General features: G+C 69.9%; 23 protein-coding genes and 2 pseudogenes. 9 read left to right on the forward strand and 16 right to left on the reverse strand.

The window, feature by feature from the left end:
• Window positions 1-21: 21 nt before the first annotated feature.
• From AC5WAM_RS41245 to AC5WAM_RS41295, 11 genes and pseudogenes are all read right to left on the reverse strand, one after another.
• Window positions 22-981, reverse strand: a complete 960-nt coding sequence (locus AC5WAM_RS41245) for a ferritin family protein (RefSeq protein WP_172387074.1) — start codon at window positions 979-981, stop codon at window positions 22-24.
• Window positions 982-1,056: 75 nt separating this feature from the next.
• Window positions 1,057-2,046, reverse strand: coding sequence for a bifunctional lysylphosphatidylglycerol flippase/synthetase MprF (locus AC5WAM_RS41250; RefSeq protein ID WP_495520879.1), 990 nt, complete (start codon window positions 2,044-2,046; stop codon window positions 1,057-1,059).
• A gap of 203 nt (window positions 2,047-2,249) precedes the next feature.
• The gene (locus AC5WAM_RS41255) at window positions 2,250-3,272 is read right to left on the reverse strand and encodes a beta-ketoacyl-ACP synthase III (protein WP_495520880.1); all 1,023 of its coding nucleotides are present in this window, start codon (window positions 3,270-3,272) and stop codon (window positions 2,250-2,252) included.
• On the reverse strand, window positions 3,269-4,336 hold the full coding sequence (locus AC5WAM_RS41260; protein WP_495520881.1) for a fatty acid desaturase family protein: 1,068 nt from the start codon (window positions 4,334-4,336) through the stop codon (window positions 3,269-3,271). The genes AC5WAM_RS41255 and AC5WAM_RS41260 overlap by 4 nt, the downstream gene beginning before the upstream one ends.
• A 792-nt stretch (window positions 4,337-5,128) precedes the next feature.
• Window positions 5,129-5,682: pseudogene (locus tag AC5WAM_RS41265) on the reverse strand (transposase); the annotation flags it as partial.
• Window positions 5,594-6,781: a tetratricopeptide repeat protein gene (locus AC5WAM_RS41270; RefSeq protein ID WP_495520882.1), complete on the reverse strand. Its 1,188-nt coding sequence runs from the start codon at window positions 6,779-6,781 to the stop codon at window positions 5,594-5,596. The gene AC5WAM_RS41270 and the pseudogene AC5WAM_RS41265, both read right to left, overlap by 89 nt.
• A complete protein-coding gene (locus AC5WAM_RS41275) occupies window positions 6,781-8,199 on the reverse strand; it encodes an NsdA family TPR-like regulatory protein (protein WP_495520883.1) in 1,419 nt (472 codons plus the stop codon). Before AC5WAM_RS41275 ends, AC5WAM_RS41270 begins: the two co-directional genes overlap by 1 nt.
• A 705-nt stretch (window positions 8,200-8,904) precedes the next feature.
• On the reverse strand, window positions 8,905-9,099 hold the full coding sequence (locus AC5WAM_RS41280; RefSeq protein ID WP_495520884.1) for a hypothetical protein: 195 nt from the start codon (window positions 9,097-9,099) through the stop codon (window positions 8,905-8,907).
• Between the two features lie 592 nt (window positions 9,100-9,691).
• Window positions 9,692-9,829, reverse strand: a complete 138-nt coding sequence (locus AC5WAM_RS41285; protein ID WP_495520885.1) for a hypothetical protein — start codon at window positions 9,827-9,829, stop codon at window positions 9,692-9,694.
• Window positions 9,826-10,527 (reverse strand): ATP-binding protein, encoded by a 702-nt coding sequence (locus AC5WAM_RS41290; RefSeq protein ID WP_495520886.1) that lies wholly within the window; start codon window positions 10,525-10,527, stop codon window positions 9,826-9,828. The genes AC5WAM_RS41285 and AC5WAM_RS41290 overlap by 4 nt, the downstream gene beginning before the upstream one ends.
• The gene (locus AC5WAM_RS41295; protein WP_495520887.1) at window positions 10,500-11,309 is read right to left on the reverse strand and encodes a hypothetical protein; all 810 of its coding nucleotides are present in this window, start codon (window positions 11,307-11,309) and stop codon (window positions 10,500-10,502) included. Before AC5WAM_RS41295 ends, AC5WAM_RS41290 begins: the two co-directional genes overlap by 28 nt.
• Before the next feature lie 212 nt (window positions 11,310-11,521).
• Between AC5WAM_RS41295 and AC5WAM_RS41300 the strand changes: the two genes are divergently transcribed.
• Both AC5WAM_RS41300 and AC5WAM_RS41305 read left to right on the forward strand, forming a co-directional pair.
• Window positions 11,522-12,322, forward strand: a complete 801-nt coding sequence (locus AC5WAM_RS41300; RefSeq protein ID WP_495520888.1) for an IS5 family transposase — start codon at window positions 11,522-11,524, stop codon at window positions 12,320-12,322.
• 258 nt (window positions 12,323-12,580) lie between these two features.
• The gene (locus AC5WAM_RS41305; RefSeq protein ID WP_495520889.1) at window positions 12,581-13,894 is read left to right on the forward strand and encodes an alpha/beta hydrolase family protein; all 1,314 of its coding nucleotides are present in this window, start codon (window positions 12,581-12,583) and stop codon (window positions 13,892-13,894) included.
• 49 nt (window positions 13,895-13,943) lie between these two features.
• Here the strand turns inward: AC5WAM_RS41305 and AC5WAM_RS41310 are convergent, their stop codons facing one another.
• The 3 genes from AC5WAM_RS41310 to AC5WAM_RS41320 all read right to left on the reverse strand — a co-directional run bounded on the left by AC5WAM_RS41310 (window position 13,944) and on the right by AC5WAM_RS41320 (window position 15,557).
• The gene (locus tag AC5WAM_RS41310) at window positions 13,944-14,729 is read right to left on the reverse strand and encodes a bestrophin-like domain (protein ID WP_495520890.1); all 786 of its coding nucleotides are present in this window, start codon (window positions 14,727-14,729) and stop codon (window positions 13,944-13,946) included.
• 280 nt (window positions 14,730-15,009) lie between these two features.
• Window positions 15,010-15,273: a hypothetical protein gene (locus tag AC5WAM_RS41315; protein ID WP_495520891.1), complete on the reverse strand. Its 264-nt coding sequence runs from the start codon at window positions 15,271-15,273 to the stop codon at window positions 15,010-15,012.
• The gene (locus tag AC5WAM_RS41320) at window positions 15,222-15,557 is read right to left on the reverse strand and encodes a putative immunity protein (RefSeq protein WP_495523761.1); all 336 of its coding nucleotides are present in this window, start codon (window positions 15,555-15,557) and stop codon (window positions 15,222-15,224) included. Before AC5WAM_RS41320 ends, AC5WAM_RS41315 begins: the two co-directional genes overlap by 52 nt.
• 174 nt (window positions 15,558-15,731) lie before the next feature.
• Here AC5WAM_RS41320 and AC5WAM_RS41325 point away from each other — a divergent pair, with 174 nt between their 5' ends.
• Both AC5WAM_RS41325 and AC5WAM_RS41330 read left to right on the forward strand, forming a co-directional pair.
• Window positions 15,732-16,454 (forward strand): helix-turn-helix domain-containing protein, encoded by a 723-nt coding sequence (locus AC5WAM_RS41325; protein WP_495520892.1) that lies wholly within the window; start codon window positions 15,732-15,734, stop codon window positions 16,452-16,454.
• Window positions 16,451-18,169, forward strand: coding sequence for a helix-turn-helix domain-containing protein (locus AC5WAM_RS41330; protein WP_495520893.1), 1,719 nt, complete (start codon window positions 16,451-16,453; stop codon window positions 18,167-18,169). Before AC5WAM_RS41325 ends, AC5WAM_RS41330 begins: the two co-directional genes overlap by 4 nt.
• Window positions 18,170-18,259: 90 nt before the next feature.
• Here AC5WAM_RS41330 and AC5WAM_RS41335 read toward each other — a convergent pair whose 3' ends face one another.
• Window positions 18,260-18,424, reverse strand: a complete 165-nt coding sequence (locus AC5WAM_RS41335) for a hypothetical protein (protein WP_366795231.1) — start codon at window positions 18,422-18,424, stop codon at window positions 18,260-18,262.
• Between the two features lie 155 nt (window positions 18,425-18,579).
• Window positions 18,580-18,924 (reverse strand): hypothetical protein, encoded by a 345-nt coding sequence (locus AC5WAM_RS41340; protein WP_495520894.1) that lies wholly within the window; start codon window positions 18,922-18,924, stop codon window positions 18,580-18,582.
• A 203-nt stretch (window positions 18,925-19,127) separates the two neighbouring features.
• Between AC5WAM_RS41340 and AC5WAM_RS41345 the strand changes: the two genes are divergently transcribed.
• The 5 genes and pseudogenes from AC5WAM_RS41345 (at window position 19,128) to AC5WAM_RS41365 (ending at window position 23,159) form a co-directional block, all read left to right on the forward strand.
• The gene (locus AC5WAM_RS41345; protein WP_495520895.1) at window positions 19,128-19,868 is read left to right on the forward strand and encodes a class I SAM-dependent methyltransferase; all 741 of its coding nucleotides are present in this window, start codon (window positions 19,128-19,130) and stop codon (window positions 19,866-19,868) included.
• A 50-nt stretch (window positions 19,869-19,918) separates the two neighbouring features.
• A complete protein-coding gene (locus AC5WAM_RS41350; RefSeq protein ID WP_495520896.1) occupies window positions 19,919-20,863 on the forward strand; it encodes an NADP-dependent oxidoreductase in 945 nt (314 codons plus the stop codon).
• 210 nt (window positions 20,864-21,073) lie between these two features.
• A complete protein-coding gene (locus AC5WAM_RS41355) occupies window positions 21,074-21,820 on the forward strand; it encodes a methyltransferase (RefSeq protein WP_495523762.1) in 747 nt (248 codons plus the stop codon).
• Window positions 21,804-21,974, forward strand: a pseudogene (locus tag AC5WAM_RS41360) (CDGSH iron-sulfur domain-containing protein); the annotation flags it as partial. The gene AC5WAM_RS41355 and the pseudogene AC5WAM_RS41360, both read left to right, overlap by 17 nt.
• Before the next feature lie 84 nt (window positions 21,975-22,058).
• On the forward strand, window positions 22,059-23,159 hold the full coding sequence (locus tag AC5WAM_RS41365) for an iron-containing redox enzyme family protein (RefSeq protein ID WP_495523763.1): 1,101 nt from the start codon (window positions 22,059-22,061) through the stop codon (window positions 23,157-23,159).
• Window positions 23,160-23,796 lie beyond the last annotated feature (637 nt).

Consider the following 23,796-nt stretch of genomic DNA (forward strand, 5'->3'; position numbering starts at 1 on the left):
GCGAAGGCCGCTTCGGAGCACTCACCGGGAGCCGTCCGCGAGCAGCATGTAGTCCAGCCGTGCCTGCTGGGTCTCGTGCGACCAGCGCTGCGCTGTCTCCAGGCGCTCCTGCGGATCGGTGTCCACGAGCCGACGCCCCGGCCATACCTCGTAACCCCCGATCAGCGCGGCGTGTTCGCTCAGACCCTCCTGGAAGAGCAGCTCGCGCCGCAGCAGCATGTCGACCATGGGCAAGCCCTTCCACAGTGCGCGGCCCGTGGCAACGAGTTCCGCCAGGCGCTCGCGCTCAGCGGGGTTGTCCGCGACGTGGCGGCGCACGATGGCGCTGCCCACGGCCAGATGCCGGATCTCGTCGATATTCGCTGCGCGTTCGACGAGTGCCGCCGCGGGGTCCCAGGGCCGCCACTTGCGCTCGCTGAGCTCGGCAGCAGGCGCAAGGACGCCCTCCACCAGGACGGTCAGGGTGACGACACCGCCGTAGAAGTCACCCTCGCCGCGGACGACGTCCAGGGCAAACCGTTCGAGCGGATCGAGGATGGCCTCGCTGTCGGCGCGTGCCACGCGCTCGATGGTGGCCGCCACGTCAGGGCCGTCGATACCCAGGCGCAGCAGGTGTTCCCGGAAGGCGCGGGCATGGCGTGCCTCGTCCACCAGCTGGGTGGAGAAGAACTCCAGGCTCGCGGTGTCGGGAGCGCGCGCGACGAGCTCTCCCAGCGCCCTGGCCGCCTTCTCCTCCGCGAGATACCGGAAGGAGAACTCGGTCACCAGCGCTTCGCGCAGCGCACCGGGAGCCAGGAGTGTGCGTGTCGGCGCGAGGTCGTACCGGTCATCCTCACGCAGCGTGCGCAGCATGCCGCCGGCGACGTGCTCAAGCCAGTACGGCAGATCACACTGCTCCGCGGTGAGCTCGATGGTACAAGCCCCCTCCAGCACGCCGGGAGCACTGTCGAGGTCAACTTCGGATGGGGCAGCGGTGGTCATCCGCCATCCTCCTTCGCTAGATGGGAACCGACTGCACAGACAGCCGGGCGGTGGTGGATCAAGCGCCGACAGCGGTCATACGGCGCGGGTGATCCGCAGGAGGTTCCATACGGACGGCACTGACGCGCCGCCCTCAAAGGCGAGGTACTCGGGCTCGATCACATGAGGGGCCCACTTCAGCTTGAATGCTTCCTGCGTCCGTGCCGGGTACAACGCCTGTCCCCGCTTGGCCAGCGTGGTGAGGGCGGAGTTGAGGACGCGGCTGGAACTGGACGGCTCGTGCCGGGGGTCCAGCCCTGCCAGGGGCGTCAGGCCCAGGTGCAGCCAAGGGGCACCCTCGTCCTGGAAGCGGAGCAGCGCGGTGAGGTTGAGCAGCTCCACGGTGCCCACGGGAGCGTCAGGGGCCCGGCGGGTGAGGTCGTAGAGCCAACCTGGCCGGCGTCCGTAGGCCGGGGAGTAGGTGAGGTAGGCAACGACCTTGCCGTGGTGCCGGGCAAGGAATGTGCGCCGGTAGCGCTCGCCCGCCCCGCCGCGTTCGCCGACCAGAAAATCGAGCTTCTTGACGTGGCGGCCCTTGTCACGCAGCCAGGCCACGTCGATGGCATCCAGCATCACCGTGGTGGCGGAGTCCGCTGAAGCCTCCTCGACCGTCACGCCCTCGCGGCGGGCTCGCGAGGTGTTCTGACGGATCTTGGCGAGGGCCTTGCCGCGCATGGTGAAGCACTGCAGGTCGATTGCGTAGGTACTGCCGAACTGGTTGACCGTGAAGCCGCGCGCCTCGTAGAGGCTCACGTCGTCCGTGCGGAGCTGGGCGACGGTCAGCGGCCGGCCGGGCCGGGGCAGGGCGTCGCGGAATTCGTCCAGGAGCGTGCCGCGGTGCTCTGGTGCGGCGAAGGGGCCGCCCAGTTGGACGGCTCGACGGCCGCGCATGCGGTAGGCGATGACCCCGGGGGCGCGGACACCTAGGTAGTGGTGGGTGCCGTGGTTCATTGCCAGGAAGGCGCTGGGGTGATCGGCGCAGTCACGCAGAAGTGCGCGCGGATCACGGGTGTTTGGGGCTGTCACCGGGCGTGCCCTGAGGTCGGCGTGGAGGAAGCGGAGGGCTGGGGCTGTGCCGCTGCGGGCTCAGGGGGAGGCCTGTGCGGGGTAGGGCTGGAGGGCTCGAGGCCGATCCACTGGGCCAGCAAGTCGGCCATCCGGTTGCGTACCGGGTTCATCTCAGGTTCCTTCACTGCAGGTGGTGGGCGGCGCCACGAGAGGGCGGGGGGTCAGCCGGGCGTGATGCGAGGCCAACGCAGTGCGCACGATCCCCAGGTGAGACCGCCGCCGAAGGCCGTCAACAGCACGCGTGTGCCTGGCCGCAGCTGGCCAGCGTCAACGGCGTGCGCCAGGGCGAGCGGAATGGAGGCACCCGCGGTGTTTCCGACACGGTCGATGTTGACCGCACAGCGCTCACGCGGCAGACGCAGCCGGTCGGCGACGGCATTCACGATGCGCAGGTTGGCCTGGTGAGCCACAAGCAGGTCCGGCTGGCTGTCGGGCCAGCCGGTCTGGTCGAGAACGGTCCGTGCGGAGCTGGCCATCGCTTCGGCTGCGGCGCGGAAGACCGCAGTGCCCTGCATACGGAAGTAGGGGTCGCTGGTCTGCGGCGCGCGGGGGGAGAAGGGCTGCCGGGACCCGCCTGAAGGCACCATGATCAAGTCGGCCCTGCTGCCGTCGCTTCCGAGGTCGAACGGTCCCAGCGCACCGTCCTCACCGGCAGCGCCTGCCCGCAGGACCACGGCGCCGGCTCCGTCCCCGAAGATCGCTCGAGTGGAGCGGTCCTCAGGGTCGAGGATGGCCGAATAGGTTTCGGCACCGATGACCAGGGCTGAGTGGGCCAGACCCGCCGAGATGAGCCCGGTCGCCGCGGCCAGGGCGTACAGGAATCCCGTGCACACGGCCGCGACGTCGAAGGCGGCAGCTGCCAGGCCCAGCCGGGAAGCCACCAGGGGAGCTGTGGCGGGGCAGGTGTGGTCGGGTGTGGTGGTGGCCAGGATGACAGCGTCCACTGACGATGTGCCGGCCGATTGCAGTGCACGTGCCGCTGCTTCGACCGCGAGATCCGAGGTTGCCATGGACGGGTCGGCGATGTGCCGTTGCCGTATCCCGGTGCGCACACGGATCCACTCGTCGGAGGTGTTCAGCTGCTGGGCCAGGTCGTCATTGGTGACCACCCCGGGCGGCAGCCACGTTCCGAGGCCGCACAGCACGGCAGTCCGGCCGCCAGAGGGGTTGTAGCGGGTATTCACCTCTCGCCCCCGCCTAACTCGGCGCTGCGCACCTCACTGGTCACTGCGGCGAGGTGGCGTGATATCTCCCCATAGGCAGTGGCCAGGGACACCTCGTGGTAGGACAGGCCGTGTGTCAGGCAGTAGTGCTTGACCAGGGGCTGAGCGCGGCGCAGGTGGGGGCGCGGCATCCCCGGGAACAGGTGGTGCTCGATCTGGTAGTTGAGGCCGCCATAGAGGAAGTCCGTCAGCACGCCCGGCCGAATGTTCCGGGAGGTCAGGACCTGCCGAGGCAGCCAGTCGGGCTCCTGCTCGCCGTCGCGTACCGCAAGCCCCTTGTGGTTCGGAGCGAAGATCAGCCCCAAATAGAGGCTGAACAATGCCTGGTGGACGAAGATGAAGGCGATCGCTTTGACCGGCGGAAGCACATAGAAGACGGCTGTGCCATAAGCTGCCAAGTGGACAGTGAGGAGCGACAGGTCGAGCACGCGGCGTTGCTTCAAATTTCCTTCGACGGCGGCCGCGAACCCCGAGAGGTGGACACGGAACCAGTCCATGAGGGGAAGAACGTACAGCAGCCATGACTGGTGCCGGATGACGAAGCGGGCGAACTTGCCGCTGCGGCTTTTGCTCTGGCTGGGGTGAAAGATGACCCGTCGCCGGACGACATCGGGATCTAAAGCGAGGTGGTTGGGGTGATTGTGGTGGCGCGTGTGGTGTCCCACCCACCAGCCGAAACTGATGCCGACCAGAAGATTGGCGTGAAAATAACCCATGGCCTGGGTCCGGCCCCGGGTCCGCCATACCTGGCGGTGCCCGATGTCGTGCATGACCAGGCCGGTCTGGCCGAACCAGAAGGCCAGGTAGACCGCCACTGCCAGCTGCCACCAGGCATTGCCCGCCCACGCGAAGGCAGTCCAGCCGGCAGCAAGGGCAAGGAAAGTGGAGGCGATCTTTATCCTGAAGTAGGCCCTGCTCCTGTCGAGCAGCCCTGCTGCCTTCACCAGCTCGGTGAGCTCGTTATGTGTGCCCCCGCCAGCCGTGCCCTGCGGTGCGGAAGGAGGTGAGGATTCAACCGATGTCATGCCGCTTCCTCTGTTTGTCCCCGGATATGACGGGTGGGAGCGTTGCGCCCTCGGTGAATGAATCTAGGGGCCCGCCAATATCTCCGTCCAGCCCATCTCCCCGTGCTTCGGAATGCTTTCCCGTGCTTCGGAGTGCTTCCGCCGCAGTTTTCATCGCTGAACGACCCGGCGGTGATAGCCTCCCGGGATTCCGGCGTTCCATCACGTCCTATTGCCCGGTACGTGGACAGTGAACTCCGCACCCTCACCGACGGCGAGGAATGCCATGGCACAAGACAGCGGCGCGGCCACCCGGACACGGTGGGACGGCGCGGCCATGCGAGCGCGGCATCGCCGACGTCATCGCGGTCCTCGCGCAGGACGCGAAACTCGCCTCACTGCTGACCCCGGCCAGCGGGAAACCTTAGGCGCGGTCGGGCCAGTCCCGACGAGCGGACGCCGTTGCAGCGGTGCAAGCAGGTCCGCTGGCCATCGACGGCACGCCGGTGCGGGGCTTGCGGACATGCAGTCATGCAGGGTGTGCCCAGGTGTTCAAGGACGTCACCGTGGCTGCCCGTCGGCGAAAAGGAGGGCCGGGAAGGGCGGTGGCCGGCCCCGGGCCGGGCGATGAGAAGACCTGCGAGCAGAGCGGGGACGGGCCGCCGACGAGAGCGCGCCCGCCGCGTTTGCTGCAGGCCATGCTCGACGCAGCACCAGAAGATTGCACGTCACCGCAGGAAGCAGGGCTGAGAGTCCCGGCAGAGCCGGGATTGCAGTCGTGCGTGCCTGGAGTTGTCCCGTATGCGAGCTGAGTCATCCGCTGAGGGCCATGCTGTGCAGGCGTGCATGGCCGAGCATGGCCAGGTGAACGCCGTTTCCCTTGAGCGGGCAGCCCCGCAGGACATTCCAGTTATTCAGTCGGGCCAGGGTGTGTTCAATACGCGCCCTGGCCCGACGGTGGACCGCGGTCTCGGCCTGCTGTTGCAGACGCAGATGCTCCTGACCTCGCCGTTTACGGTGCGGGATGAGTAGTGCAGTGCCCTGGTAGCCGCCGTCGACGATGGTGGGAACACCGCGGCACGCCCGGCCCACTCCTGGCTCGCTGAAGGCCGAGCAGTCGTTACGGCTGCCGGGCAGCGGGTCTCTGATCGCCACGACCAGGCGGCTGTTGGCGTCGATGACCACTTGGAGGTTCGTCGCGTAGCGATGGTTCTTGCCCCAGGCTGCGATGCTCCGGCCCCGGGCAGGCATCAGGGTGCCGTCGACGATGGACACGGCTCAGTCCTCGGGGCTGCCTTCGTTGCGTGAGCCGTCAGCAAGACGCAGTGGACTGCTCTGCTCGCGAAGGCGGACGGTGAACTCCCGTACGGTCACGGATTGTTGTCCTCGTGACAACGCACGACCCACGCGCGTGACCGCTTCGGTTGCGCGGGCGGAGCAGATCCCTTCCAGTAGATCCAGCGCTCGATGGGCGTAGATCACAGCCGCATCGATATGCCCCGCCCCCAGCTGTGCTGTTGCTGCCCGGCTGAAATAGATGGCGGCATCGCGCGGATACTGGTGAACGGGGAAACCCCCAGAGTCCAGGAGGCGGAAGTGGTTGATCGCCTCGCGTGGCTGTCCGAGCCGCAGCAATGCGGTGCCTGCGCAGATCTCGATCCAGGCATCAGTGACCCAATAGGTGAGAACCACCGGGTCGACTTCCGCTTCTGACTGCAGGGTGGTGCGCGCCTCGTCCAGGGCGCGCTGACAGGCAAAGGGATCACCCCGGTGCGCCTGGACGAGAGCACGGGCCACCTGCGTCAGCGCTGTGACGCGGGCGGCTCCTCCGGGGCGTGCAGCAACCTCGGCGGCCCGCAGCAAGGTAGCGACCTCTGAGGTCTGGCCTAGCTCACAGAGCTGCATGGCGAGCATGGTCTGCAGATATGCCTGCAGATAGCCGAAGTTGGCACTGGCAGCGGCCCTCAGGCCGAAGCGGTAGTAGGAGTCCGCGACGGAGTGCCGACCCGCGTCGAAGGACATCCAAGCACCTGCGGCGGCCGCATACGCTGCGAGCGTCTGCAGAGCCCTGGCGGTCGGCGGGTCAGCGGCCCGGTCCCGGGCCAGCAGATTGGAGATCATGGAGATCTCGCTCGCCGCTGTGCGGAGAAGACGTCCTGAGCCCATGCTGTCATCCAGCATGGCCAGGGAGGTGATTCTCGACTCGATCGCCTGCACGACAGAGGGCTCGAGGTGCCGTGCACGGTGTGCAGGTAACAGCGGATAATGCGCCGTTTCATGAGGCCCTGGAACGGCCGGACCGTACTGCTGACGACTCACGGCGGTCTTCCTCCAATGTCTTTCGCCATCGGGGGCCGCACCGCTCAGGGGCGGACGGCGTGTGAAGACACTAATCGGGCCTAGTGTCGGCAGGAGACGAACCGTCAGGGAAGGCACCCCTAAGCTCCTCGGGTCACTGGTGAGCATCAGAATGCTTCTGCGTGCGGTGCTGCACAGGTCTCAACCCCCTCCGCGATCCTGGCGAGGAGTGCTTGGACCGAGGGGACGGCCTGGTGAGAGGAGAACGTGCGGCGCAACTGGTGGAGGAGGTGAGTCGGCAGCACACTGAGCACCCCCATGGCGCGCTCCGCGCCGCGCACAGCCTCATCCGGGTTGCCCGCGGCCAGATGGGCCTTGGCCGCGTACAGCAGCTCACGAGCAGTGTGGCTGGGGCCTGCGGGGCTGACTGTCAGGGGCCCCTCGAGCAGTGAGGCGAAATGGGGAAGCGCCCGACGCGGCTCACCGAGGTGGAACCAGATCATGCCGGCTATTCCGTCCAGCCATCGCGGCGTGAGCCACCGGTTGGTGGCGAAGCGCATTGCTGGATCCGCCGCCGCAGGTGTGGCGCGGTAGGAGGCGAAGGCGGCCTCCAGAGCGCGGACAGCCGCCTTTTCACGGCCGAGCAGAGCCCAGGCCTGTGCCTCGCAGGCGGACCAGAGCGCGACCAGGTAAGGCGGAGGATCGGACACGATGTGGCGTGCCGACTCCACCAACTGGAGGGAATCCTCGGCACTGCCTACCTCGAGGTGCATGCTGGCGAGCGAGGTGGTGTAATAGGCCGCCATCTGGGCACAGCCGACCGTGGTACTCATCTGGATGCTGGTGACGTTGAATCTTTCCGCAGCAGCGCTGTCTCCGAAGGCTGCGGCGTGTTCGGCGCACAGCCCAGCTGCCCGGGCTGCCAGGTGGTGCAGGCGGACACCGGTCTCGCGGTCGTAGCCGGTGTCGTTGAGGAGTTCGGCCAGGAGCTGCAGTTCAGTCAGCGCGGCCTGTCGCAATAGGGGGGCGTCGAGCTGCTGCTGCATGTACTCCAGAGCCTCAACACGCGCCTCCAGGACGGCCGCTGTACGCTCATTCGTCACGATACGCCCCCCCGTTCTCTCTGGCGGCACGGGTGGGTGGCGAAGTGTCGTGCTGATCATCGTCGTGAGGGTGCTGAGGGATCTGCCGCGTAAAGTGAGGTATCGACGGGGCTGGCCATACGCTGATCGCACCGTCTCACTCAGGGCCGATGCCGTGCTCTGTGCAGTCCACTGCTGACCCGTGGATGGGGATTCGGCGATCGCTGTGTGAAGCCAGTGCGGCCAGCCCAGACGTTCAACGAGATCGCGCGGTACCTGATGGAGGTGCGCGATGGCGAACTGGGCGGTGAGTTCTGGTTCGACGCGGCCGGATTCCCACCGGGATATCTTCTCGCGCCTAGCCGCCATGTTGCCGAAGCCCAGAGCTACATGTGTCCTGGCTATGGCTTCCGCGTAGCGGGGGTGGGAAAACCCGGCCGACGCCCTGAGTACCTTCAGCGGATGGTGCACTGCCCGTTCACCCCTCAACACTTTAGTTCTCACGACTCCGTTCAACTGGCACCGTCACTCAAGGAATGCAATATATGCCCGATAGTAATCGCGCCTTGAGGGTTCATAAATGAAATTGCTGAGGAGGCGCAGCAGGGCACGGCTGGTCCGCACCATCAGGTGAGAACTCGCCACACGCATTTGTGACAGCGCGTGGACGCCCGGACAATGGAAGGAAACTACTCAAGAGAGACTGCACCCCCGACACCATCCCGCAGGCACACTACACCCGGACTGCCGTTCAGTACCGACCGTGGCGTAAGCGGGGTGTAAGCCCGGGGTGAGTGCCCGAACTCGTGCTTGTGGTTCCGCAGTTCACCGAGTGTCGGCCACGCCAGGGCGGACCGGCCCGGGCGCAAACACCCGGGTGCAAAACCGATCCGGTAGAAGAATTTTCCGGCCCTCGCGATTTCGGGCAGCGCACCCATTTTGCCCTACTGATCTGTGACGGAGTTGTAGTTCTGCAGTAGTGGGGTTGTTGTGGCCTGGCGTTCCGTGGGTGGGCTTGGGATTTTGGGCTGGGGCGGGCGTGCTGTGAGGGGCGGGGGACGGGCTTGGCGAGGGGTGTTCGGTTTGGATGTTCGGGGTGATGGTCTGGGGATTTGTAGTTGGGTGGGATTGATCTTGGGTTTGTTGTCGATGGAATGGTGCGTCGAGAGGTAGCAGCGGGGTGTAGTTGTGTATGCCCGTTGTTGCTGGTCAGCGGCGTGTGCGTGTGAGGTGCGCGGCCAGTGCATCGCTGGTGGTGGGGGCGAACCGGGAGAGTCCGAGGCGGTGCCCGATCGTGGTGAGGGTCTCGCGTGGATGCTGTGTCCGGTAACGGAGGAGTGCTGCGAGGGCGAGGGTGAGGACGGTGGTCTCGGGGTAGATCACGAGATCACGGGCCAAGAGCACGGCTGAAGCGTTTCCCACACGGTCCAAGTGCATGTTCAACACGATCAGTTGGTTCAGCCGGTGGTGCCACCGTTCGGGTCAGGTGCTGCTGCTGGTCGTACCAGCGGGTGGTGATCGCACGTGCCGTCATCCAGGCGTTTTTCCGCGGGGGTGTCGCAGCAGCCGTCTATGGGCGTGGTGGGCCGTGACCAGTTCGGGCACGGTCTTGGTGTGGACCGGGGCGTCGAGCCTGGGGTCGGGGGCTGCCTGGATGGGGCAGCCGGGGCAGGGCGTGGGTGAGATGCCTCATCGGGATGCGGCTCAGGATGGTGATGTGGTGGGGGGCTGCGGGGGAGAGGGCCAGTTCGGCTGTGGGCGGGGTGCCGTGTCCGTTCAGGGTGATGCTGCAGCCGTCGCGGAGTTGGGACAGCGTCAGCCGGTAGATCCCGGCGAGGCGCTTCAGGTAGGAGGCGGTCGCTTCGTACGGCAGGGGCCGTACCCGGAACACGCCCGCGGCCGGGGGTGGGATGTGGGCCCATGCCCCAGCTACGGGTGTGCTGCCTCGCGCAGTGTCGGGCGCGGCCTTCAAAGGGGGCTGCGAGAGCGTTCTGGTTCACCGGGAGCCGGATCCGGTCGGGACCCGGGGCCGGAGGTGCTGTTCGGCGAGGTGGTCCAGGCGGACGGCCTCGAGGGTGGCCCTGGTGATGCGTTCGGCGCCGTCCAGCAGAGTGGCCAGGGCCGCCTGCTTCACCAGACGCGCCAGGGACCCGGTCCGTCCGGCGGTGCGGACGTGCAGGTGCGGTGCCAGCCGCACCAGACTCCCGGACCGGTGGTGGCATAGGTCGAGTGCGTTCTCCAGTACCCGTACCAGGTCCTTGAACGGTTCGTGCTCACCGGCGCGGGCGGGGAAGGGATCGCAGTCGACGAGGCTGGCGCGTGCGGCGAGTTGCTCCCGCGTACCCTCGTGAACAACGGCGTGCTGGTGACGTCGATGCCCGCGTACACGAACGTCGCGCCGATCCGCTGGGTGAGGTCTTTGAGGAGATCGGCGCTCTGGGCGCCGGTGGTGGTGCGGGGGTTGAGCCGGTGGATCTCATCGATCATCACCAGCCGCACACCCACCTGCGTGTACGTGTGCCAAACGCTGTTGACGACCGGGACCTGGGAAATCCGGGCGGTGGCGGGGATGCCGAGGTAGCGGGCGAACTCCAGCGCGAGAGTCTTGGCACTGGCGGCGGGCGGCACCAGCACGTAGGTGACCGGGACCTGCCCGTCCGCGGCCGACTCGCCCTGGCGCCTCCTGTGGGCGAGGCGGCAGGCGCGTCCGACCTGGAGCAGCGCGGTGGTCTTCCCGGCCCCGGCGGGGCCGGTGACGATCAGGGACGGGCGTGCGGTGACCTGTTGGTGACGGCCCAGCAGCATCAGGTCGCGTACCTGTTTGGCCAGCATGTCGATCGCCGGGGTGCGTACGGTGACGAACTGCGAGTGGTAGGCCAGGCGTTCGGCCAGGCTGCGCGCGGGCCCAGTACGGCCATGATGTCCAGCCGGGTGGTGTCGATCTGCACCTGCTCCCCGGGCCGCAACACCACCGTCGCAGCGGGCCCCCGTCCCGGCGCGGTGGCCGTCCGCGCTTCGCATCCCAGCCGATCCGCCGGATCGGCCAGCACGCTCACCAGCCGGTAGAACGACGACCGTGACGGCATCTCCACCACCCCGCGCCCGTGCGTCTCCTCCAGGATCTGCCCGACCAGCACCTGCAGTCCCTTCATCGTTCCCGTCGACCGGCCCCGCTGCCGGCGCAACCCCTCCAGCCCCGCCACCACCCGCTCATCGGCATAACCCGTCAAAGACCGGCCACGCGAAGGCACCGTGCGCTTATCAACCAGCCCCCACAACCCCTGCTTGCGATGCACGAGCCGCATCTTCTGCACCGTCAAACGCGTCACCCGCGGAAACCCGAGCGCCGTCATCTCCTTCGCCTTGGCCTCCTCCAGCTGAGCCAGCGTCCACCGCCCGGGGTCGCACTCCTCCCGCATCACCTGCCCCTCCCGGCCACCCTCGGGATGCGGCCACCCGGTCTCCACCTCCCGAATGTGTGGCAGCCACGCCAACGCACGCTGCTGCTCCGCCACCGGCACCGTCTCGAACAAACCCCACTGCGGTACCGCATCCGCCGCCCGCGCACCCACCACCTCAAAGCCCGGATCGGCGAACAACCGGTTCAACAGCAACGACGTATCCGCGCCGCCCTCGTCCAGCAGAGATACCTGTAGCCCCCCGTAACGCGGCCACCTGAAACGTTCGCCCCTGGTAGACGACGTGCACGCCGACCTCCACCACCGGACGCCGGCCCCTCCCCCTTACTGACCGTTTCGCAATGAAGTTTGCTGTGAGCCTTGGGTTGGTTTCTGGGTCTGCCGGATGAGTTGGGTGGACTGACCTCGTGCCTGATGACTTGTGGGATCGGGTGGCTCCGTTGTTGCCTGCTCGTCCTCCGCGGCGAGCGCGGTATCCCGGACGGTTGCCTGCGGATGACCGGGCAGCCCTGCGCGGCATCGTGTACGTGCTGTGCAAGGGCGTGAGCTGGCGGGACCTGCCGGCCGAGCAGGTCGGCTGCAGCGGGGTGACCTCCTGGCGGAGGTCGCGGGACTGGACCGCGGCCGGATCTGGCCGCGGCGGCACGAGGTGCTGCTCGCGGAGCTGCGGGCGGCGGGCTTGCTGGACATGGACGACGCTGCAGTCGATGGCTCGCATGTCCGGGCTCTCAAAGGGGGGGCGCACACCGGACCTTCACCGGTCGGCCGGGCCCGGCCTGGCCCGGCCGGGCAGCAGACATCACCTGATCGTCGACCGGCACGGCATCCCGCCGGCCATCTCGCTGACCGGCGGGAACCGCCACGACGTCACCCAGCTGATGCCACTGCTGGACGCGATCCCCCGCATCCGCGGGGTGCGCGGGCGCCCGCGCCACCGGCCGGCCCGCCTGTTCGCCGACCGCGGCTACGACTACGACTGCTACCGCCCCCTGCGGGCCCGCGGCATCACCCCGAAGACCGCCCGCAAGGGCACCGCCCAGGGCCCCGGCCTGGGCCAGACCCGCTGGCTCGTCGAGCCGACCTTCGTATGGCTGCACCAGTTCAAGCGCCTCCGCATACGCTACGAGATATGCGCCAACCTCCACCTTGGCCTACTCCAACTCGCCTGCAGCATCATCTGCTTACGACGACTGCGGACATCATTTTGAAACAGTCAGTAAGGCGGCCCTGCCATGAGTCTGCCGCTGACCGCCACCTGTCCGTAGCTCTGACACCTTCCTAACAACTGCGCGTTAACCTGCGAAGTCCGTCCACAGTGAGCGGGGAAGCAGTCCCCAGTTCGTGGCCGGTCATACGCACAGTGAGACACCGATGGAAGATGCGTCGGGCATCCGCGGCGGCTCGTCGCGCCCGGAGTCGGCGGGCGGACCGATCCATCGGCGAGGACGTGAGAGGCAGGACCCCGCATGGCGGCGGAGACACACAGCACGAAGGCCTTCGGCGGACGAGTCGGTAGAGCGGCTCTGTGCGCGGGTGCCGCGGTGACCGTGCTCGGCGCGGTCATCTCCCACCCGGCCACGGCCAGCGGGGCCTCGCCCGGCGCCGGGTCCGGTTCGCCGTCGGTGGGCCGGGTGACGTACGACCTGGGGAATCAGGTGTTCGTGCCCGCGCCGCCGTACCGGGGGAAGAACGAGATCGCCGCGGTGGTGCACTATCCGAAGGGGCAGGGTGCCAAGGGCGTGGCCCCGGGCAGGCATCCGCTGATCGTCATGCAGCACGGCCTGTGGAACACCTGTGCCGACCGGGCCGCGCAGCAGCGGATGATGAAGGCCAGGAGGGCGCTGGCCGCGGCCGAGAAGGCCGGTGACAAGGCCGAAGCGGACAGGCAGCTCAAGATCATGGGCAAGATGGGCGACCGGTTGTCGGCGTGGCCGTGTCGGCCGGGCATCGCTCCGCTGCCGAGCAGTTCCGGCTACGACTACTTGGCCAAGGACCTGGCCCGGCAGGGCTTCGTGGTGGTCTCCATGGGAGCCAACGGGATCAACGCCACCAGCAGCGGTCAGGCCGACTCGGTGTACCAGGCACGCGCCGCCCTCATCAACAAGCACCTGGACCTGTGGCGGCAACTCGACGCGGGCAAGGGCCCTTTGAAGGGCAAGCTCAAGGACGCGAAGACCGGCCGGGTGAGCGCTGCCTCCTTCACCGAGCACGTGGATCTCGGACGGGTCGGCACCCTCGGGCACTCCATGGGCGGCGGTGGCGTCATGCAGCACGCCTCCGACAAGCGGCACGGCGACTGGCCCGCCGGGGTGAAGGTGAAGGCGGCGCTCGGCCTCGCCCCCACCGCCACCTGGGAGAACGAGCCCGTCACCAAGGTGCCGATGGCCGTACTGTGGGGGACCTGCGACCAGGTCAACACCGGTGAGTACGTCAAGTGGAACAAGGGCCGCAACAAGGCGCCGCTCCACGGCATCACCCTCACCGGCGGCAACCACAACTACTTCAACACCCAGTGGTCTCCCCGCAGCGGGCAGGTAGGCGGTGAGAACGACGCCGTTCCCGGGAAGCGGCCCGGCCGCTGCGTCGCCCAGGACGGCACCAGCCAGCAGCACAAGGGGCTCGACGAGACCACCCAGCGCAGGATCGCCACGGGTTACACCAGCGCCTTCTTCCGCCGCTACCTGATGAACGACACCTCTGCGCAGGCCCTCCTGACGGGCCGCAAGAAGCTGCCCCAGGTGCCGAACGTCGTGAAGGTCGAGTACGTGAAGCCGCACTGAGACCAACCCCCGCCGCCGCGTCGCACGCGCCGCCCTTGCTCGTGCGGGGTCACCAGAACTGCGCCAGGGGGCCCACCTTGTACGCCGCCGTGCCGACGCTGATGTTGCCCGCGAAGGGGTGGTCGAGGGCCACGACGAGCAGCAGGCTGAATCCGATGAGGGCGGCGACCGAGCCGACGAAGAGGAGCTGGACGCGGCGGCTGCTGATGCCGTAGAGGAAGGTCAGGGGGATGAAGGCCAACGCGCCGCCGTACACCAGGGTCTTCAGCAGCGCGGGCAGTTCCTGAGCGGCGATGGTCATGCGGGCGCGGCGCTGGGTGACCACCGCGTTGAGGTCGTCGGTCGCCTTGCGGTAGAAGGCCTTCTCCCGCTCCGTGCGCGGCTCGTACGTCTGGAGCGAGGTGAACAGGTCCCGCATCTGCTGCTGGGCGACGGAGTACCGGGGCTCGCCGGTGCGCATGAGGGGCCATTGCACGTCGACCACCTTGTGGGCGTAGGCGCCGACGGCCGCGTGGACGCGGTCGCGTTGGGCGGGTGGGAACACCTCGCTGTCCCAGGTGAGCTGGGCCAGGGAGGACGCCTCGTTCTGCACCACCGCGTCGGCGTCCTGCACCTGGGTCCACAGCGTCACGACGACGAACGCGAGGATGATGCCGTAGATGGCGCCGTACATGCCGAGGACGACGCCGACCATGTCGTTGTGCTCCCCGCCCGCCAGTTCCGGGTGCAGCCGGTGCGTCAGCGCGCTACCCGCCAGCGCCAGGACGACGACACCGCCGACGATCACAGCGGCGATCGCGGCGGTGGGCAGATTGTTCAGCAGCCACAGTTCCACAGGCCCCCCGCGGAGTCTCAAGCCGCGCCACTGACGCAACAAGTGAGCAAGCGCGCTCGTTTCAAGCACCCTCATTGGTCGTGCGTCAGCGCAGCGGCGGATATGCCTGGGACTCGCATGCGCCACTCGGAAGAGGGAAGCGGGGGCTTTGGCACGGCCCGGTTTGTCAGGACGGAGCGGCGGACGCGGCGTGCCACCGCTGCGCGATGTCCCCTCGCATCCGTCCCGCAGCAGTTCCTGGTGAACGCCCTGCCCTGCCGGAGAGCCACCGGCCCTGCGCTCAGCCCGGCGGGCGCGGGCGGTTTCCCGCCGGTGCCTCCGAGCGGGCAGCGGTACGCAGGGACGCGTCCAGCGTGCTCATCAGCTCTGCGACCCGGCTCCTGCCGGTCGGGGCGAGGGGGTACCGGTGGAGGACATCGATCAGTACCGGTGTCGCGCGCCGCCGTGTCCGCTCCAGGACGTCGAGGCCCGGGTCGGGATCGTCGGGCGCGGTCAACTCGGCGACGCGCGCCGCGCACGCGGCGGCGCGCAGGATGTGGCCCACCTGGGTGGCCTTCGCGAGCGGATGAAGGTACGCGGCTGCCGCCGCGTCACCTGCTGCGCGGGCGGCCAGACAAGCGGCCTCGTCGGCCGCCTCCTTCGCCGCACGATGCGCCGCCAGAGAGTTAACCGCTGGACCTTGGTCCTTCGGGCGCCGTTCGCGAACTCCCACGCGGCATCGACAGCCGCGCGGGGCCGCGGGTCGCCGGGATGGGCGTCCTCGTAGACGGAGAGGACCTCCTGCGCGCACTCCGCCGCGAAGCGCGCCACGACGCGCAGCTCATCCATGGTCAACTCGAAGTCACCGGCCGCGGTCGTCACGACGGAGATCCTGCCACGGGCGGCAGGTCCCACGGGGCGGCCGGTCCCACGGACGGCCAGACCCACGAGCGGTCGGCCCCACAGGCGGCGTGCGTCCCTCCGGCCGTTCGCGACCCGGGCCGGGGGAGACCCTGCGTGAGCATGGTGAAGCAATACACTGTGTCTTGCTTCACCACACTCGACCCGGAGGCCGAAGGCGTGCTGCCGTCCGTCGCCCTGACGACACCCCAGGCCCTGGCCGGCGCGTTCCTCAGCAGGACCGAGGCCGCCGCCGTGCTCCAGCTGTCGCCGAATACCGTCGGTAAGCTCCTGGCCAGCGGATTCCTGCCCGACCTCGCTGCCGCCCGGGTGCACGCCCTGGCCCGCGCCCCGCAGATCGGCGTCACGCGGGGGGAGCTGCCGGTGCTGCGCACGGGGCCCGCGGGGCCGCCGCCGCACGCGGACGACGACCGGGAGTTCATCGGCGACGCCCCGCACCTGACGGACGAACAGTTCCTCGAGGCCTCCCGTCAATGGTGGCGGTGCGAACCGGACAAGGTCATCGCCGCCGGAGTCCTGGCCGTGGCGGTCGCGGGCTGGGTCACCGGGGTCCTGGCCATCCGTGGCCGCGGCGGCACCCGGCACGGAGGGCGGGAGGTCCGGCACTCGTTCGAGGCGAGCGTCGCCGGGCGGACCACGGCCCTCGACGACCCCGGCGGCCTCCGCGTCCTGACCGCCGACCCCGCCCTGGCCGCACTCACGCGTACGCTGCTGGGCGCCCGGGTCCAGGAGGCGAGGTCGGGCGGCCCGATCGCCTACCTCAAGTCGCCCCCGCACCCCCGCGACGAGACGGCTTCCCCGCACCCCCACGGAGAGATGGCATGAGCGACTTCGACGCGATCGACGCGCTGCTCGCCTCGGCGGCCGAGCCCGCCCCGCTGCCGCCCGCCGAGCGACGCCGCGCGCTGCGCGAGGCGCTGGGCCTGTCCCGGGCACAGGTGGCCCGCGCGCTCGCGGTGAGCCCGTCCACGGTCGGCGGCTGGGAGGCGGGCCGCGACCCGAGCGGCGAGGTCCGCGGCAGGTACGCGTACTTCCTGGGCCAGGCCGAGGAGAAGGTCCAGGCCCGGCTGAGCGCCGCCGGGCCTGCTGAGCAGCCCACCGAGCAGGGCGGGCCGATCGCCGCAGCGGCCGAGCCGTCCGCTGCAGCGGCCGAGCCGCCCGTCGCGGCCGCCGAGGCCACCCCTTGCCCGACGCCTGCGGGCCCCACCACCCCAGCCCCGCAGGACGAACTCCCCGAGCCCCGGCCCTGCGTCCTGTGCGGCCGGCCCGCCCGCGACCAGGTCGAGGGCTACCCGCAGCACCTGGACGCCGCCGAGTGCGCGGCCCCCGCTCCCCAGGGCGAGGCCGACACGGCCACAGCCCCGGCGCGGCCTGCGCACACCGCGCCCTCGGGGCCCTCAACGGCCTCGGCGCGGCCTGCGCACACCGCACCGGCAGAGCCCTCAGCGGCCGAACCGGACCGCGCGCCCCCAGACCCCCCGGCCCCCGAGCCGGACAGCGCGCCCACCACGCCCACCCGCACCGTCCGCAGCCCGGGCCGGGGCGTGAAGGTCGTCCCCGTCGGCCGCCGCGCCCGGACCGCCGGGGCCACCTCCCCGGACCTGATCGCCGCGGCCGTGGCCGAGACCCTCGCGCAGCACCACGGCGACGTCGAGGCGGCCACCGCGGCCCTGATCAAGCGCGCCATCCCGGACGCGATGGCGCTCCTCGACCACACCCGTACCGGCGGCCGTTACGACATCGTCGCCCACCCCTGGATGCCCGACATCCTGCGCAGGCAGAGCGCACGTGGCGCCGACCGGATCTGGGAGGCGCGCCCCAAGTGGACCCGCCCCGAACTCCCCGCCGGGCAGCACGAGGTGACCGCCCTCGACATCAACGGCGCGTACCTGTCCGCGCTCAAGACCCATCTGCCGATCGGCCAGCTGGAACACTCCACGGGCACCGCCCACGACCGGCGCCGGGCCGGAGTCCACCTGATCACCCCGCCCGCCTGGGAGCACGACCACGTACTGCCCAACCCGCTCGGCAGCCGTGACGAGCCGGGCCCCCTGTGGGTGACCGAACCGACCCTGCGCCTGCTGCTGCGCCTGTCCGGACCGACGTACGGCCTGTGCGACCCGCCCGAGATCCACGAGTCGTTCACCTCCGGTGCCACGGAGGGGCTCCTGGAGAAGTTCCGCATCGCCCTGAAGGACGCCCGGGACCGGGCGATCGCTGAGGGCGACGAGGTGACGCTGGAGTACGTCAAGGCCATGTACTCCAAGTTCGTCTCGACGCTGGGGGAGTCGAACTACAACCGCGAGCTGTACCGCTCCGACTGGATGCACCTCATCCGCTCCCAGGCCTTCGCCAACCTCTGGATGAAGGCCCACAAGGCCTACGACGAGGGCCTGACGGTGGTCCGCGCGATGGGCACCGACGAACTCCACGTGATCGGCGACTGGCGCGCCGTCTTCGAGGAGGGCCGCGGAGTGACCCAGGTGAAGGTCAAGGACGCCTACACCCTCGGCGAGGACGCGGCCGTCGCCGCGCCCTGACCGCCCTCCGCGGCGAGGCGGACCCGCACCCGCCGCAGGGGGCGGGCCGCCGCGCCCTCCGCGCCACCCCGGGAATCGAGGTCTCCCGGACTACCCGGGCGTCCCGGAATCGCCGGGGTCCTGCCCGGGCGCCTTGGCGTCGTCCGACTCCGACGCCCTGGCCGCCTCCTTCTCGGCCCGCTCCTTCTCCGCGAGGGCCTTCTTGGCCTCTTCGTCCTGCCGGGCCTTGTCCCGGCCGTGCTCACGCTTGCCCATGACCAGTCCTTTCGTACGGGAACGCGTACGGGTAGACGACGGCGCACGATCGCGCCGTCCCTGCCATGTGCCCACATCCGGCCCGGCCAGGCCAGCGCAGAGGGCCGTCCGGTCGGTGGACCGCGCCGAGCGGCGGGGGCGATGCGGGGCGCGACTCAGCTCTCCGTGTCCGAAAACCCCTGTGCGAGGTCGCGATGCCGGTCCGCGGCCAGCCTCCCCTGGGCAGGGGTGATCGTGGACCCGGGCATGCGGCTCAGGCGTTCGACCTCCGCCGCGAGGCGCAGGTGTTCGCGGCGCGCGTGCGCACGGCAGGCGAGGCAGGTGACACGGTCCGGGCGGGCCGAGGTCATCGCGTACGGCACCCGCAGCCCGCAGCCCGTGGTGACGACGCTCGGCAGATCACCGGCCAGGCCGAACGTGGCTGCCATCATGGTGCGGGCGGCGGCGTCGCCCCGGCCCACCCGCGCCTCGACGTGGAGGTGCGGATCGCTGTCGCTCATGGAGCCTCCCAGCCTCGACGACGCACAGTCCCAGCGTGCTCCCGTTGTACGGGAGCCCGGGGCGGCACCCCGATCTTTGTGGCTTCCGCCAGTACGACGGCCCGTCAGAATCCGTAGAGACTGCCCATCAGAATGCGCCACGGTGTGCTCCTGGGATGGGGCTGTGGCCACAGGCATGTCGGAACGCAGGGGAGTGCGGTGCGATGAGCGTGCAACAGTACGACGAGATCGGTGAGGCGTTCGAGGGCTTCAAGGCCTTGCCGCTGGCGCGGTACGGGGAGACGCCCAGCTTCCTGGGCATGGTCGGGGACGTGCGCGGCAAGTCGGTCCTCGACCTGGCCTCCGGCACCGGCTTCTACAGCAGGGAGCTCAAGCGGCGCGGCGCCACGGAGGTGTTCGGCGTCGACATCTCCAGCGAAATGGTCGCCGCGGCCCAGGCGTTCGAGGAGCGCAAACCGCTGGGCGTGCGCTACGAAGTGGGTGACGTGGCCGAACTGCGGCCTCTGGGGCGGCTCTTCGACATAGCCCTCGGAGTGCAGCTGCTCAACTACGCCGAGGACATCGCCGCGATGGAACGGATGTGCCGCAACGTCCACCGCAGCCTCAAGCCCGGCGGCGACTTCTTCGTGTTCGCGCAGAACCCCGACTACCGCTTCGACGGACCGTCGTTGGCCAAGTACGGCTTCCTCTGCGAGGTGACCGGCGAGGAGATCGAGACCGGGCCGCGCGTCCGGGTCACGGCGCTCCTCGACCCGCCGATCTCGTTCGTCGGCGCCTGTCCGCGCCGCGAGGTCTACGAACAGTGCCTGCGGGCGGCCGGATTCAGCGAGGCGACCTGGGTGCCGGTGACGGTCTCGGAGGCGGGCGTGCGCGCGTTCGGGGCCGACTTCTGGGCGGACTGCCTCGCCAACCCGCCCTTGGAGATGCTGCGCTGCCGCGCCTGACGAACACCGCGTCGCGGAATCAAGGAAGGCCCTGCCCGGTTGCCGTTGCTGTGAGAGCCATAGGAGTCAACGCGTTCGGCGGCCCCGAGGTCCTGCGGGTGCTGGACCTTCCCGAACCGCAGGCAGGCCCCGGCGAGGTCCGCATCCGCGTACACGCGGCCGCCGTGAATCCGACGGACGTGCTGCTGCGCACCGGCGGTCACGCCGCCCGCATGGAGGGCGTGGAAGCGCCGTTCGTGCCCGGCATGGACGCCGCGGGCGTGATCGACCAGCTCGGGCCCGCAGCCGGTGACCGGCTCGCCGTCGGTCAACGCGTGATCGCCGTGGTGCCGTTCACCGGCCCCCGCGGCGGGGCCTACGCCGAGCAGGTCGTCGTGCCCGCCGCGGCGGTGGTGTCCGCGCCCCGCGGAGCGGACTTCGCCGAAGCGTCCACTCTGTTGATGAACGCGGCGACCGCCCGCCTCGCCCTGGACGTGCTGGCCGTGCCGAGCGGGGGGACCCTCGCGGTCACCGGCGCGGCGGGCGCCGTCGGCGCGTACGCGATCGAGCTGGCCAAAGCCGACGGGCTGACGGTCATCGCCGACGCCTCCCCGCGCGACACCGGCCTGGTGCGCGGCTTCGGAGCGGACCAAGTCGTGGCGCGGGGGCGGGACGTCGCCGCCCGGGTCCGCGCGGTGAGCCCCGACGGCGTCGCCGCGCTGCTCGACGGCTCCGCGCAGACCACCGAGGTCCTACCCGCGCTGGCCGATGGCGGAGCCCTGGCCGAACTGCGGGGCTGGGCCGGGCCCGCCGAGCGCGGCATCCGGGTGCACCCCGTGATGGTGTCGGACGTCATGCTCGACACCGACCTCCTGGACACGCTGCGTCGCCAGGCCGAGAAGGGCGTGCTCAGCATGCGCGTCGCCGAGGTCCTGCCCGCCGAGGAGGCGGCGCGGGCCCACCGCCTGCTGGAAGGGGGCGGCCTGCGGGGCCGGCTGGTGCTCGACCTCTCCTGAGCGAGCGCCGGGGCTCCCGGCCGTCGGGCGATTCGGGGCCGCTCGGGGTTCAGAGGCATTCCAGTGGGCACTCAGTGACACGACCGAGACGGCAAACAAATCCGCATAGTTCTCACTTAGTCACCATCTGTGAACGTTCTGGTGGTGAGCGGCGGAGAACCGGCGGATGGTGGGATAAGGCGCCCTCTCGTGGACACCGACCGACGGGAGATGCCGATGAGCGCAGAGACGCACCCGCAGCCCCTTGCCCATCCGTGCACGCAGCCGTTGCCCCGCACGCGCACGCCGTCGGGGGCCGCCCGGCTGGCCCGCCTCTTGGCGCTCCCGGGCGTCTACGCACCGCAGTACGACACCGACCTCCTGACCCGTTCCCTGCACCGTGAGGCCATCGACGAGGACACCGCGGTCCTGGACCTGGGCAGCGGCTCGGGAGCGCTCTCCGTCGCGGCGGCCGCGCTGGGCGCGCGGGTGACGGCCGTCGACATCTCGCGGCGGGCCGTGCTGGCCACCCGTCTGAACGCCTTGCGCAACGGGCTGCGCGTCACCGCGCACCGCGGCGACCTGGCCGACGCGTTCCCCGGCGCCTGCTGTGACCTCCTGGTCAGCAACCCGCCGTACGTGCCCGGTCCGTCCTCCGGTCTTCCCCGACGGGGGGCGGCGCGCGCGTGGGAGGCGGGAACCGAAGGCAGGGCGTTGGTGAACCGTGTCTGCGACGCGGCGCCCCGCGTACTGCGTCCCGGCGGCGCCCTGCTGATGGTGCACTCCGGGCTGTGCGGCGTCACGGCGACCCTCAGCCGGCTCGCCCGCCTCGGCATGGAGGCCGCGGTCATCGACCGGGCGTACGTCCCCTTCGGCCCTGTCCTGCGGTCCCGCCGCGCCTGGCTGTGCCGGGCGGGACTGCTCGGCGACTCCGAGACCAGGGAAGAGCTGGTGGTCATCCGTGCCGAACTCCGCTGAACACCCCCGCCGCGTCACCGTCGACCGCGAGGGCCCCCTCCTGGTGGAAGGGCCGGTGGAAGTGGTCGGCGACGACGGCACCGTGTGCGTCTCGAACCGCTTCCAGGCCGCGATCTGCACCTGCCGCCGCAGCCGTACGTCTCCCTGGTGCGACACCAGCCACCGCCGCCGGACCCGACCGGACACAGAGCGGGCCTCCGCCCCCGCGGCCGGGGACGCCGAAGAAGGGTCAGCCGTCATGCCCACCGCCCGTGCCGAGCCGCCGCGCGACCGTGCGCCCGAGGCCCCCTCCCACTCCCGAAGGGCCACGGAGGCCCCGGAGTCCCGCGGGCACAGCCCGCAGCTCCCGGCGGCCCGGGGCGAGGTGTCCGACGGCGTCATCGCCGCCCTGCGCGAGGACGGCGCCTCCGTGCCCCACGAAGCGGCGCGGCACGCCGACCCCTACGGCGACGACCTGCAACTCGCCCTCTACGTCCTGTACGAACTCCACTACCAGGGCTTCGCCGGAGTGGACGACGAGCGCGAGTGGGACCCGGACCTGCTGTCCCTGCGCCGCACGCTGGAACAGCGCTTCGTCCGGGCCCTGCGGGCCGACGCCGCCCGCCCCGGTGACGCGGCGGAGGCCCTCGACGCACTCCTGACCGAGCCCGCCGGATACGACGGGACGAGCGTCAGCCACCATCTCCAGCGCGACGGCGAGCTGTGGCACCTGAGGGAGTACGCCGCCCTGCGGTCCCTCTACCACCTCAAGGAAGCCGACCCGCACGCCTGGGTCATCCCTCGGCTGCACGGCCGCGCCAAGGCCGCGATGGTGGCCGTGGAGTTCGACGAGTTCGGTGCCGGACGGCCCGAGGACATCCACGCGCGGCTCTTCGCCGACCTCATGACCGACCTCGGCCTCGACACCTCCTACGGGCACTACCTCGACGCGGCGCCCGCCGAAGCCCTCGCCGTCGTCAACCTCATGTCCCTGTTCGGGCTCCACCGGGCCCTGCGCGGCGCACTGGTCGGGCACTTCGCGGCGGTGGAGGTCACCTCCTCGCCCGGCTCCCGGCGGCTGGCCGCCGCCCTGCGGCGCGTCGGCGCGGGCCCGGCGGCCCAGCGGTTCTACGACGAACACGTGGAGGCCGACGCCGTGCACGAGCAGGTGGTGCGGCGCGACGTCGTCGGGGGCCTGCTCGCCGCCGAGCCGGAGCTCGACGCCGACATCGCCTTCGGCGTCCACGCCACCGGTTTCGTCGAGGCCCGCTTGGCGGCCCACCTCCTGGCCGCCTGGCGAGAGGGGCGCAGCGCACTGCGCGTCCCCCTCCCTGCCGTGCTCCGACCGGCGCACGGCTGACCGGGGGCCGCCGCTGACGCGGCCGCGCGACAGGGCATTTCTCCCGAGGCTGCGGACGGGTACGTCCGCAGCCTCTTCCTGGCGTCGGGGACGCGTGGGGCGACGACGCCGACTCGCGAGTGACCACGAGACCGAACGGAAGCAACGGGCGCGTGCGCACCACGTGGTTCGATTCCACTAACGCCTGAGCCTTGCCCAAGGCACTCGGCGCACTTCCCGCGCATCTCAGGCAGCCAAGCCCGATGACGACCGCATCGACGACCCCGATGCGGCGCGATCAAACAGGCACGTTCGGTGATCGAGAAGAAGAGATCAAGGTGGAGAGATCCAGGGAAGCGATCGGGGCGATGACTTCAAGGCGATGAGAGCGGCGGGCTGAGAACGGGTGAATGGGAGATCGCCGCATCGCGGCCGCCGGTCGTACTTCATTGACATGGGAGAGTCGTGTTCTGTTCAGGTCCCGGACGACCTTGGTCGATCCGCGTATCCTCCTCGCCGGAAGGCGGCGAATGACGGCTGCTGGACGCCTGAGCGATTCCGTCGGACCGGCTTGTCCTGAAGATTGAGAGGCGTCGCGGTTCCACATCATGAGGATTACCGCTAGCGGACTCCGCATTCCTCTGAGATGATCCCCAAA

The organism is Streptomyces sp. JLYT201, assembly GCF_059448825.1.